The organism is Vibrio sp. L5-1 (genome assembly GCF_021728315.1).
GTDB classification, from domain to species: Bacteria; Pseudomonadota; Gammaproteobacteria; order Enterobacterales; family Vibrionaceae; genus Vibrio; species Vibrio splendidus_K.
This window is the reverse complement of record NZ_JAKKCQ010000002.1, coordinates 643,477-655,863: the sequence shown is the minus strand read 5'-3', so window position 1 is coordinate 655,863 and position 12,387 is coordinate 643,477. Positions and strand designations below refer to the sequence as shown.

The 12,387-nt window shown below is 45.1% G+C and carries 12 protein-coding genes; 9 read left to right on the top strand and 3 right to left on the bottom strand.

The window, feature by feature from the left end; genetic code table 11:
- The first annotated feature begins 51 nt into the window (after positions 1 to 51).
- The 4 genes from lolA to L3V35_RS09740 all read left to right on the top strand — a co-directional run bounded on the left by lolA (position 52) and on the right by L3V35_RS09740 (position 3,996).
- Positions 52 to 648, top strand: coding sequence for an outer membrane lipoprotein chaperone LolA (gene lolA / locus L3V35_RS09755; RefSeq protein ID WP_237299494.1), 597 nt, complete (start codon positions 52 to 54; stop codon positions 646 to 648).
- A gap of 64 nt (positions 649 to 712) precedes the next feature.
- Positions 713 to 2,068 (top strand): replication-associated recombination protein A, encoded by a 1,356-nt coding sequence (locus tag L3V35_RS09750; protein ID WP_017089177.1) that lies wholly within the window; start codon positions 713 to 715, stop codon positions 2,066 to 2,068.
- A gap of 142 nt (positions 2,069 to 2,210) precedes the next feature.
- Positions 2,211 to 3,518, top strand: coding sequence for a serine--tRNA ligase (gene serS, locus L3V35_RS09745; protein WP_004734554.1), 1,308 nt, complete (start codon positions 2,211 to 2,213; stop codon positions 3,516 to 3,518).
- 211 nt (positions 3,519 to 3,729) lie between these two features.
- Positions 3,730 to 3,996, top strand: a complete 267-nt coding sequence (locus L3V35_RS09740) for a DksA/TraR family C4-type zinc finger protein (protein WP_017073321.1) — start codon at positions 3,730 to 3,732, stop codon at positions 3,994 to 3,996.
- Between the two features lie 104 nt (positions 3,997 to 4,100).
- On the opposite strand, the gene bioA is transcribed toward L3V35_RS09740, so the two are convergent.
- Positions 4,101 to 5,378, bottom strand: a complete 1,278-nt coding sequence (gene bioA / locus L3V35_RS09735) for an adenosylmethionine--8-amino-7-oxononanoate transaminase (protein ID WP_237299492.1) — start codon at positions 5,376 to 5,378, stop codon at positions 4,101 to 4,103.
- 159 nt (positions 5,379 to 5,537) lie between these two features.
- On the opposite strand from bioA, the gene bioB reads away from it, so the two are divergent.
- The 4 genes from bioB to bioD are packed head-to-tail and all read left to right on the top strand — an operon-like array spanning position 5,538 to position 9,272.
- Entirely contained in the window at positions 5,538 to 6,590 is a 1,053-nt protein-coding gene (gene bioB, locus L3V35_RS09730) for a biotin synthase BioB (protein WP_114633222.1), read from the top strand.
- A complete protein-coding gene (gene bioF / locus L3V35_RS09725; protein ID WP_237299490.1) occupies positions 6,577 to 7,788 on the top strand; it encodes an 8-amino-7-oxononanoate synthase in 1,212 nt (403 codons plus the stop codon). Before bioB ends, bioF begins: the two co-directional genes overlap by 14 nt.
- The gene (bioC, locus tag L3V35_RS09720) at positions 7,789 to 8,592 is read left to right on the top strand and encodes a malonyl-ACP O-methyltransferase BioC (protein WP_237299489.1); all 804 of its coding nucleotides are present in this window, start codon (positions 7,789 to 7,791) and stop codon (positions 8,590 to 8,592) included. It begins immediately after the preceding gene.
- Entirely contained in the window at positions 8,589 to 9,272 is a 684-nt protein-coding gene (bioD, locus tag L3V35_RS09715; protein WP_054546661.1) for a dethiobiotin synthase, read from the top strand. The genes bioC and bioD overlap by 4 nt, the downstream gene beginning before the upstream one ends.
- Before the next feature lie 110 nt (positions 9,273 to 9,382).
- Here the strand turns inward: bioD and L3V35_RS09710 are convergent, their stop codons facing one another.
- The gene (locus tag L3V35_RS09710) at positions 9,383 to 9,550 is read right to left on the bottom strand and encodes a hypothetical protein (protein WP_017078977.1); all 168 of its coding nucleotides are present in this window, start codon (positions 9,548 to 9,550) and stop codon (positions 9,383 to 9,385) included.
- A 277-nt stretch (positions 9,551 to 9,827) separates the two neighbouring features.
- Here L3V35_RS09710 and htpX point away from each other — a divergent pair, with 277 nt between their 5' ends.
- Positions 9,828 to 10,691: a protease HtpX gene (gene htpX / locus L3V35_RS09705; protein WP_010439977.1), complete on the top strand. Its 864-nt coding sequence runs from the start codon at positions 9,828 to 9,830 to the stop codon at positions 10,689 to 10,691.
- A gap of 261 nt (positions 10,692 to 10,952) precedes the next feature.
- On the opposite strand, the gene purB is transcribed toward htpX, so the two are convergent.
- Positions 10,953 to 12,323: an adenylosuccinate lyase gene (purB, locus tag L3V35_RS09700; RefSeq protein WP_017083261.1), complete on the bottom strand. Its 1,371-nt coding sequence runs from the start codon at positions 12,321 to 12,323 to the stop codon at positions 10,953 to 10,955.
- Between the last annotated feature and the right edge of the window lie 64 nt (positions 12,324 to 12,387).

Here is a 12,387-nt window from a genome sequence, read left to right as displayed (position 1 = left end):
AAGTCGGTCAAATCGAAAATATGACCGACGTATGTTCTAACAGGATTATTGATGAAAAAAGTATTCGCACTTTTATTTATGAGCTTTTCAGTATTGGCTTCTCCGAAAGAAGAACTGAGTAGCCGCTTGTCATTGAATGCAGGTTTTAGCGCCGACTTTAAACAAGTCGTGACTAGCCCTGATGGTGATGTTGTTATGGAAGGCGAGGGCACAGTTGAGATTGCACGGCCAAGCTTATTCCGTTGGGAAACGACTTTCCCTGATGAAAACGTGTTGGTATCTGATGGTCAAAGCTTGTGGTACTACAGCCCGTTCATTGAGCAGGTTAGTATTTACTGGCAAGAGCAAGCAACATCACAAACACCTTTTGTCTTGCTGACTCGTAACCAAGAAAGCGATTGGGACAACTACAATGTCGCACAAACGGGTAACCAATTTACGCTAACGCCAACAGCTGTGGATTCTAATCAGGGCGATTTCCAGATTAAGATCACTGAAAAGGGCATTGTTCAGGGCTTTAACGTGATTGAACAAGACGGTCAGAAAGGTGAGTTTACCTTTAGCAATGTTGACTTGGGTAAACCTGCAGCAGACCGCTTTACTTTTGTGGCACCGAAAGGTGTCGAGGTCGACGACCAAAGAAACTGATCTAATGAAGCAGATCATTTGGTAGTACGTCGATAGGCACAGATGCCATCAACGAATCAAGAGATTGCAATTGAGTAATTACAGTTTAGATTTTGCAGGGGACGAAGATTTTCGTCCCCTTGCTGCTCGTATGAGACCTGAAACTGTCGAACAGTACATCGGTCAGCAGCATATATTAGGCCCAGGTAAACCACTTCGTAGAGCGTTGGAAGCGGGCCATATTCACTCGATGATTTTATGGGGGCCTCCTGGCACCGGTAAAACCACGCTGGCGGAAGTGGCAGCAAACTATGCGAATGCTGAAGTTGAGCGCGTATCAGCGGTAACCTCGGGTGTTAAAGACATTCGTATCGCGATTGAAAAAGCGCGTGAAAACAAACAAGCAGGGCGCAGAACGATCCTGTTTGTGGACGAAGTCCATCGCTTTAACAAAAGTCAGCAAGATGCCTTTTTGCCACACATTGAAGATGGCACCGTGACCTTTATTGGCGCGACCACAGAAAACCCATCCTTTGAACTGAACAACGCTTTGTTGTCACGTGCGCGTGTTTACAAGCTGACTTCGCTTCATACAGATGATATTTCTCTCGTTATTCGCCAAGCTATTGAAGATAAACAGCGCGGTCTGGGTGATGTGACAGCTGATTTTGCTGATAACGTCTTAGATCGCCTCGCTGAACTGGTCAACGGTGACGCACGTATGTCGCTCAACTATCTTGAGCTGCTGTACGACATGGCAGAAGACAACGACAAAGGCGAGAAAGCGATAACGTTACAGTTGCTGGCTGAGGTAGCAGGGGAGAAAGTCGCTCGCTTTGATAATAAGGGCGATATTTGGTACGACTTGATCTCCGCTGTTCACAAATCGATTCGCGGTTCAAACCCTGATGCGGCGTTGTATTGGTCAGCAAGAATGATTGCTGCGGGTTGTGATCCTTTGTATATCGTAAGGCGTTTGCTGGCGATTGCTTCTGAAGATATTGGCAACGCTGACCCAAGAGCAATGCAGGTCGCAATGTCCGCTTGGGACTGCTTCACTCGAATTGGTCCTGCCGAAGGGGAGCGTGCTATTGCACAGGCGGTTGTTTATCTCGCGTGTGCACCAAAGAGTAACGCAGTCTACACCGCTTGGAAGCAAGCGTTAACGGATGCACACAATCTGCCTGAGTATGAAGTTCCTCATCATTTACGAAATGCACCCACAACTTTGATGAAGGACATGGGCTACGGGCAAGAATACCGTTATGCTCATGACGAACCTGGTGCCTACGCAGCTGGCGAAAAGTATTTGCCCCCTGAAATGGGAGAGAAGCAATACTATTTCCCAACAAAACGAGGCTTAGAGACTAAAATTGGCGAGAAGCTAGATTATCTGGCGGATTTGGACGCAAAAAGCCCACAAAAACGCTATGAAAAGTAGTCTTTTTTGGATATCGTTACCTAGTCATAAAAATTCAATTAAATCGTTTGAAATTGGTCGAAATAGCACCAGTTTTAGGGGTTTAGCAGTGATTCAGTAGCAATCTACTGAATATTCAAATAACTAAAGCATAGGATTAGCAATGCTGGATTCTAAATTACTTCGAGCTGAGCTGGATGAAACAGCGGCAAAATTAGCACGTCGAGGCTTCACCCTTGATGTAGAGACAATTCGTGAACTTGAAGAAAAACGTAAGTCCCTTCAGATGAAAACTGAAGAGCTGCAAGCGTTACGTAACTCTCGATCGAAGTCCATTGGTCAAGCGAAAGCAAAAGGCGACCATGAAGAAGCTGAGCGTATCCTTGCTGAAGTAGGCAACTTAGGCGCAGAACTAGACCAAGCTAAAGTAACATTGGCTGAGCTTCAATCTGAGCTAGAAACGATCACCATGTCAATTCCTAACCTACCTGATGCAGAAGTGCCAGATGGTAAAGATGAAGACGACAACGTAGAAGTTTCTCGTTGGGGTCAACCTAAGACTTACGACTTCGAAGTGAAAGATCACGTGGATCTAGGCGAAATGTCTGGCGGTCTTGATTTTGCTAGCGCAGTTAAAATTTCTGGTTCTCGTTTCATCGTGATGAAAGGCAAATTCGCACGTCTACACCGTGCTATTGCTCAGTTCATGCTGGACCTTCACACTGATGAACACGGCTACACAGAAATGTACGTACCGTACCTAGTGAACCACGATAGCCTATACGGTACTGGTCAACTTCCTAAGTTCGGCGAAGACTTGTTCCACACAAGCCCGCTAACTGAGCAAGTAAGTGATGTACCTCTTAAGACGCTATCGCTTATCCCTACTGCAGAAGTACCGGTAACGAACATGGTTCGTGACACGATTACTGATGAAGCTGAACTGCCACTTAAGATGACAGCTCACACTCCATGTTTCCGTTCTGAAGCGGGTTCTTACGGTCGTGACACTCGTGGTCTTATCCGTATGCACCAATTCGACAAAGTTGAATTAGTACAAATTACTAAGCCAGAAGACTCAATGGCAGCGCTTGAAGAGCTAACAGGTCACGCTGAGAAAGTACTTCAACTTCTAGAGCTTCCTTACCGTAAAGTGATTCTATGTACTGGTGACATGGGCTTCGGTTCTGCGAAAACTTACGACTTAGAAGTATGGGTTCCAGCACAAGAGACTTACCGTGAAATCTCTTCTTGTTCAAACATGTGGGATTTCCAAGCGCGTCGTATGCAAGCTCGTTTCCGTCGTAAAGGCGAGAAGAAACCTGAACTTGTACACACACTAAACGGTTCTGGTCTTGCTGTTGGTCGTACTATGGTTGCTATCCTTGAGAACAACCAAGAAGCTGACGGCCGTATTGCTATCCCAACAGTACTTCAACCATACATGGGCGGCGTAACGCACATCGGTTAATCAGTTAAACTGTTATACGAAAACCCAGTCAATCGGCTGGGTTTTTTATTATCTGTTATTCCGGGAAGTAGTGGATCGATAACTAATTTCATTACTCATGTGTAATAGTGTTTCTCTAATTTAGGTTATTATTACATCACTAAAAAATGGTTATAATGCGCTCTTACCGCGGTAGGTACAAATTTTCTCATGCAAATACAGAGGAGGACTTATGGCCGTAGGATGGGCAGGTGACGATAGCGTCAGTCAGCAAATTCAAAATACCATTGATGATGAGATCTCTCGTGTAAGAGGGAACATTCAAAGTGGGGAAAGCTTGCATTATTGTGACGAGTGCGGTGATGAGATATCAGAAAAGAGACGGCTAGCAATTAAAGGCGTGCGTTTCTGTATTGGATGCCAGTCCATGTTTGAACACGTTGCGTATCGTCACTCATTGTTCAATCGCAGAGCAAGTAAAGACAGCCAACTTCGTTAGAAGGCGGTCGTTCTCTATTGTCGATAATAATGAACCGGCCTCTCCTTAACTTCAATATTGCAGATAGCAAATGAACCAGTAAGGAGAGGTAATAGCTTTGTCTTCTATTTAAAGCAGTGGCGATCTTTTAATGCGCAATCAATAGCGGAAACAAGTTTCTCTATATGCTCAGGTTCGCTGATAAATGGAGGCATCATATAAATTAACTTACCAAAAGGACGGATCCAAACACCTTGTTCAACAAAGTGAGCTTGAATGGTTTCCATATCGACAGGTGTATGTGTTTCAACAACGCCAATAGCGCCTAACCAACGAACGTCTTTGACAAGATCATGCTCTCGCAACGGTGGTAGCAACTCAGAAAAGAGTTGTTCAATCTGTTGAGTCTGATTTTTCCAATGGCCTTGCTCGATGATGGATAAACTTGCCGCACCGATTGCGCAAGCCAATGGGTTGCCCATAAAGGTTGGCCCATGCATAAAGCAACCTGCTTCACCGCCACATACGGTGTCTGCGACTTCTTTGCTCGCAAGCGTCGCTGACAGCGTCATATAGCCACCAGTTAGCGCTTTACCTACGCATAAGATATCCGGTTTAACATCGGCATGTTCGCAAGCGAACAGTTTCCCCGTACGGCCAAATCCGGTCGCAATCTCATCCAAGATAAGTAATACGTTGAATTCATCACACAGTAAGCGAACTTGTTTTAGAAACTCAGGGTGGTAGATGCGCATGCCACCAGCGCCTTGAACGATAGGCTCTAAGATTACGGCGGCAACCTCTGCATGATGGGCTGTGAGTTTCTCTCGAAAGCTATTGACGTCACTTGAATTCCACTCATTCCAAAAGCCAGTTTTTGGCGAATCAGCGAAAATATGCTCAGGCAAAAAGCCTTTGTAGAGGCTGTGCATCGAGTTATCTGGATCAGTCACCGACATCGCCGCAAAGGTATCACCGTGGTAGCCATCTCTCAGTGTTAAGAATTTTGAACGAGGTTGCCCTTTAGCATGCCAATATTGGAGAGCCATCTTGAGGCTAACCTCTACGGCCACTGAACCTGAATCGGCCAAGAATACGTGTTCTAGATTACTTGGCGCCAAATTCAGCAGTTTCTTACATAAATCGATAGCGGGCTGGTGGGTGATACCGCCAAACATAACGTGTGAAACCTTATCGATTTGGCTGTGAGCCGCAGCATTGAGCTCTGGATGATTGTAGCCGTGGATGGTTGACCACCAAGATGACATACCATCAATAATTCGTTTTCCGCCTTCTAATTCTAGGTAAACACCGTCTGCGTTGGTTACTGGGTAGCAGGTCAGAGGTGTTAACGTTGATGTGTAAGGATGCCAGATATGCTGGCGATCAAAGGCGAGATCCATAGTAACTTCCATTTTTGGTGTGATTAAAAAATAACCAAATGTAAACTTTTGATATTATCAATGTGTTGACAGTCTAAAGCTTGTCGGTAGACTAGCCAAGCATAAATGTAATCTCTATTAATAGAGATGCAACATCAAATAATAAAAAAGGATCGACACGTGGAAGTTCGTCATGACTGGACAGTTGCTGAAGTAACAGCGCTGCTTGAAAAACCGTTTATGGATTTAATGTTTGAAGCTCAAGTTGTTCATAGACAGTACCAAGAGCACAACCACGTGCAGGTGAGTACGCTTTTATCAATTAAGACAGGTGCTTGCCCTGAAGATTGTAAGTACTGCCCTCAAAGTGCTCACTATCGAACAGATGTCGACAAAGAACGCTTAATGGAAGTTGAGCGTGTTTTGGATGCGGCGCTAAAAGCTAAGAACGCGGGTTCGACTCGTTTCTGTATGGGCGCGGCATGGAAAAACCCGAAAGAGCGCGATATGCCACACCTTACCGACATGATCAAAGGTGTGAAAGGCATGGGCCTAGAAACGTGTATGACGCTAGGTATGCTAACGCCAGATCAAGCGGGTGAGTTAGCGGACGCAGGTTTGGATTACTACAACCATAACCTTGATACGTCTCCTGAGTTCTACGGCAGCATCATTACTACTCGTACTTACCAAGATCGTTTAGACACTCTATCTCACGTACGTGATGCCGGAATGAAGATTTGCTCAGGCGGTATTATTGGTATGGGTGAAAGCACCAATGACCGTGCGGGTCTACTTGTAGAACTGGCTAACCTTCCAGTACACCCTGAGAGTGTGCCAATCAACATGCTGGTAAAAGTGAAAGGCACACCGATGGAAAACGTCGATGATGTTGAATCTTTCGACTTTATTAAGTTGATTGCGATTGCTCGCATCATGATGCCAATGTCTGCGGTTCGTCTATCTGCAGGTCGTGAGAACATGAATGAACAGATGCAAGCGATGTGTTTCATGGCGGGTGCAAATTCTATCTTCTACGGCTGTAAGCTACTGACTACGCCAAACCCAGACGAAGACACGGATATGCAGTTGTTTAAGAAGCTGGGTATCAATAGCCAACAGGTGGCTCAAAAGCCTGACGAAATTCAAGAAAATGAACTGTTAGATCAAGTGGTGGAGCGCGTTGCTGCTCGTCCAACGAAAGATGACATGTTCTACGATGCCACTGTTTAAATCTCGCATCAAAAGTGCCCTTGCTCATCGCCGTGAGCAAGGGTTAACTCGTCAACTTAAGGTGCTCGAAAACAGTAATAGCCCTTTGCTTAATAGTGAAGGTTCTCGCTTTATTAACTTTTCGAGTAATGATTACCTAGGCTTGGCAAACGATCCTGAACTGGTCGATGCATGGCAAACCGGACTTTCCCAATATGGTGCTGGCAGTGCGGCATCGCCATTGGTCACAGGTTTTAGTCCTGCTCATCGAAATTTAGAGGCTCAGTTGTGTGAATGGCTTGGCTTTGAACGCGCCATTCTCTTCAGTTCTGGTTTCAGTGCTAACCAAGCCTTGTTGTTTTCTCTGCTCGAGAAAGACGATTATCTACTGCAAGATAAGCTTAACCACGCTTCTCTGATGGAAGCGGGGATGCTTTCTCCTGCGACAATGAAACGTTTCAAGCACAACGATACTCAGCACCTCGAGTCTTTACTAAGCCGCTCTCCACAATCGTTAGTCGTTACTGAAGGTGTGTTTAGCATGGATGGCGACCAAGCACCTCTTAGCCAGATATTTAACCTGACTAATCGATACGACAGTTGGTTGGCGGTTGATGATGCCCACGGTATCGGCGTACTAGGTGATAAAGGGGCTGGGAGCTGCAGTGCGGCACAAGTCTCACCTGATATCTTGGTGGTGACCTTTGGTAAAGCATTTGGCCTTTCTGGTGCTGCGATTCTCTGTTCGTCAGAGGTGGGTGACTACTTAACTCAGTTTGCTCGTCATCATGTGTATTCGACAGCGATGCCCCCTTCACAAGCGGTGGCTTTGTCTCATGCTTGTAAGATGATTCAGAAGCAAGAGTGGCGTCGTGAGAAGTTGACAGAACTTGGCGCCCTTTATGCTGAGCAGATGAGTGGCGTGAAAGGCTTTATTGATACTCAGACCCCAATCAAGCCGTTCGTTATTGGCGAAGCTCAAGCTGCATTATCTATTGCCGAAGAATTAAAGCGTAACCAAGTTTGGGTAACAGCGATAAGGCCACCAACCGTTCCGACAGGGACTGCTCGTCTGCGAATTACGTTAACGGCCAATCACAGTCAGGAACAGATTCTTCAGTTAACTGACTCGTTGCTTCAAGCAATAGAGCGAAGCAACGACTCTGGAAGCCAACCAAGCATAGAACCAAGCTTTGAATTAAAGAAAGAGGCTCAGTAAATGTCACAAGAAGCAGTAGTGCATAATTACGTAGGCCACGATAAGAGTGCGATTGCCGAAGCCTTCGGTAAAGCAGCGACAACGTATGACAAACACGCTGAATTTCAGCGCGATGTCGGCCACCTACTACTGGATAAGCTACCGAGAGACCTCTCTGGCTTAAAGGTGCTCGATTTAGGTTGTGGTACTGGTTACTTCTCTGAGCAGATGATCAAGCGTGGTGCTGAAGTGGTGTGTGCTGATCTTTCTGTTGGAATGTTAGAAAGGGCAGAGCAGCGCTGTGGTGCATCGGTTTCTTTATATCAACAAGCCGATGCTGAGCAATTGCCGTTTGAAGATGGGTGTTTTGACATCGTTTTTTCAAGCTTAGCGTTGCAATGGTGTGATGATTTATCCTCGCCTTTAAAAGAGATAAAGCGCGTTGTAGCGGTTGGCGGACGTGTGATTTTCTCAACTTTGCTTGATGGGTCACTGTTTGAACTGGAAAAATCATGGTCCAAAATTGACGCACATCAACACGTTAACCATTTTATTACAATCAATCAGGTAAAAATTGCGTTAGCGCAATCTAGCTGTACTGCTCATCAACTAGACTTGCCCACCATCACCGTTTGGTACGACACTGCGTTTGAACTGATGCGCGACCTTAAAGGTATCGGCGCTAATCACGTAAGTGGTCGCTCACAAGGTTTAACAAGTCGCCGCATGTTGCAGCTTGTTGAACGGGAATATCGAGAGTTTAAAAACCATCAAGGTTTCTTACCAGCAACATATCAAGTTTGTTTAGGGGTTATTCAATTATGATTGATGCATTATTCATTGCAGGTACGGATACCGAAGTGGGAAAAACTGTGGTTTCAAAAGCGATTCTTCAAGCTTTGGCCGCACAGGATTTATCAACAATTGGCTATAAGCCAGTTGCTGCAGGGTGTGAACAATACCCTGAAGGGTTACGTAACAGTGATGCATTACACCTTCAAGAAGCTGCGACGCAAGATGTTGCTTACGAAGACGTTAACCCGTATGCATTGTTGCTACCATCATCACCTCATATCGCAGCTAAGCATGACGGTGTCGTGGTTGATGAAGCGGTATTATCAGCGAAGCTAGAACAGCATAAGCAAAACTCTGACATCGTTTTAGTTGAAGGTGCTGGTGGTTGGCGTGTGCCGGTTTCAGATGACGAATACTTGTCTAGCTGGGTTAAAAAAGAGCAGCTTCCAGTTGTCCTAACTGTTGGTATTAAGCTGGGTTGTTTGAGCCACGCTCTGTTAACTGCTGAAGCGATTCGTGCAGATGGTCTAAACCTAGTAGGTTGGGTAGCGAACCGCATTAATCCAGGCACTGAACATTATGCTGATATTATTGCGATGCTTGAAGACAAGCTAGGTGCGCCGAAGTTAGGTGAAATCCCTTACGTACCAAGAGCAAAGTCTAAGAACATTGGTAAGTACATTGATGTGCAGCCTTTGCTTACGCTTTAATTCTCACCTAGTGTACTAAACAAGAAAAGGGCTGCGATTGCAGCCCTTTTGCTATTTTAAGCCTTTAGACCATACGTTTGTAAAAACCGGTCTTTTGAACAAGTTTGGGATTAATGTTCTTTTGTCAGTCCCATTAATGCTTGTTGCGTTTCTGTGATTTTTGTCTGTGCCGTTTGCGGTGTTAGGATTCCAATCTGCTTTTTCGCTTCTTCTTCAGTAATCCCTAGGTGACAGCACAGTAAATCGATAGCCATTTGAGTGTTAGTACCTTCAACCATGATTCTTCCCTTTTTGTACATGGACTAGCCAATAAATCATCTGAGGTCACTGTAAACGGATTGTTATATCGACACCATACGACTTAGGTCTAATAGACCGTGATTCACTCATCTACAATCTCGTAATCAAATGTTGCAATTTAATGCTTAACCTTGTTTTCTTAATCTAAGACTATATGTATAAGTAAGTATAAGTCTTCAAGGTTGGAATCTATTGCCGTCTGCCTTGTCTATAACAATAAGTTTTATAAAAACAGCTTTCATGCGGAGATAAGTAATGAAGCGAGTAATGTTGTTCCTTGCAACCAACCTTGCGGTTGTATTGGTACTAAGTGTTGTTCTTAATATTGTATATGCAGTCACAGGTATGCAACCAGGAAGCCTTTCAGGCTTGTTGTTAATGGCTGCGGTGTTTGGTTTTGGCGGCTCATTCATCTCATTAATGATGTCAAAGAAAATGGCGCTACGCTCAGTAGGCGGCATGGTCATTGAAAGCCCACGTAACGAAACAGAGCATTGGTTGATGGAGACGGTAAGCCGTCAATCTCAACAAGTTGGTATTGGTATGCCAACAGTGGCGATCTACGACTCGCCAGACATCAACGCATTCGCGACGGGTGCTAAGCGTGACGATTCGTTGGTCGCAGTATCAACAGGTCTGCTGCACAACATGACGCGTGATGAAGCTGAAGCAGTATTAGCGCATGAAGTGAGCCACATCGCGAACGGCGATATGGTGACCATGACGTTAATGCAAGGTGTAGTGAACACGTTCGTTATCTTCCTATCTCGTTTCATCGCCAACATTGTTGCGTCGAATGACAACGAAGAAGAGGGCGGCAGCAACATGATGGTGTACTTCGGTGTGTCTATGGTGTTGGAATTGGTATTTGGTTTCTTAGCAAGCTTCATTACGATGTGGTACAGCCGTCATCGTGAATTCCATGCCGATGCAGGTGCAGCGAACCTAGTGGGTAAAGAGAAGATGATTGCAGCGCTAGAGCGTCTAAAGGTGAGCCATGAGCCACAACTAGAAGGTTCTATGATGGCATTTGGTATCAATGGTAAGAAGTCTCTAACAGAGCTTCTAATGAGCCACCCACCGCTAGATAAGCGTATTGCGTCTTTACGTAACATGTAATTTCTAACACAAGCTGCTGTCGTTAAGTGGCAATATGTATTCTAAAGGCTTCCTTCGGGAGGCCTTTTTTGATCTTGGCATTTAAGGATGTTTGTTTAATGTGGCTTGCAGTATTTGAATGGGGGAGGTGAGTAGGACAAGTCAGGTTTGATTGACGACTGTTGTTTACTTAGGGACTACTGTTCGAGACATTTGTTCTACGCAACAAAAAGGCTTCCACATGGGAAGCCTTAGTCTATTCTGTGATTCGAAATTCGAATCTTACAGCTTGTCAGTTAGCTCGATTGCTTGACCGATGTAGTTCGCTGGCGTCATCTCTTTTAGACGTACTTTCTCGTCTGCAGGGATTTCAAGACCATCGATGAATGCACGCATGCCTTCGCCATCTACACGTTTACCACGAGTTAGCTCTTTTAGCTTCTCGTATGGCTTCTCGATGCCGTAACGACGCATTACTGTTTGTACTGGTTCAGCCAATACTTCCCAGTTCTTGTCTAGTTCAGCAAGTAGCGCAGCACGGTTAACTTCTAGCTTGCTAATACCTTTCAGAGTCGAAGTGTATGCAATGATTGCGTAGCCAACGCCAACACCTAAGTTACGAAGAACTGTAGAGTCGGTAAGGTCACGCTGCCAGCGAGAAACTGGAAGTTTTTGTGCAAGGTGGCTAAATACTGCGTTAGCTAGACCAAGGTTGCCTTCAGAATTTTCGAAGTCAATTGGGTTAACTTTATGCGGCATTGTAGAAGAACCGATTTCGCCAGCAATAGTCTTCTGTTTGAAGTGACCAAGAGCGATGTAGCCCCAAACGTCACGGTCGAAGTCAAGAAGGATAGTGTTGAAACGAGCAACTGCATCGAATAGCTCAGCGATGTAATCGTGAGGTTCGATTTGAGTTGTGTACGGGTTCCAAGTTACGCCAAGAGATTCAGTGATGAACTCTTCGCTGAACTGGTGCCATTCAACTTCTGGGTATGCAGAAAGGTGTGCGTTGTAGTTACCTACAGCACCGTTGATTTTCGCTAGGATCTCAACGTTTTCGATTTGCTTGTATTGACGTTCCATACGGTACGCAACGTTAGCCATCTCTTTACCCATAGTAGAAGGAGAAGCTGGCTGACCGTGTGTGCGAGACAGTAATGGAATATCACGGTACTCGTTCGCAAGTGCTTTGATAGCATCAATTACGTTACGGATTTCTGGAAGAATCACTGTGTCACGAGCTTCTTTAAGCATAAGCGCGTGAGAGGTGTTGTTGATGTCTTCAGAAGTACATGCAAAGTGAATAAATTCGTTTACAGCGTGAAGTTCAGGAACGCCAGCAACTTTCTCTTTCAAGAAGTACTCAACCGCTTTAACGTCGTGGTTAGTCGTGCGCTCGATCTCTTTGATACGTAGAGCATCTTCTTCACTGAAGTTAGCTGCTAGTTCATCAAGAAACTGGTTAGCTTCTGCACTGAACGCTGGTACTTCTTTGATTGCATCTGTAGCTGCAAGCTTTTGTAACCAACGAACTTCAACGATAGAGCGGTACTTTAGTAGGCCAAACTCACTAAAGATGCTGCGTAATGCAACAGTCTTGCTTCCGTAACGGCCGTCTACTGGTGAAACAGCAGTCAATGCTGACAGTTCCATGGTGTTCTCCTGAATTGAGTTTTCTAAATTTTGAGAGGTTTATACCAGTAACAATCTCAATTGT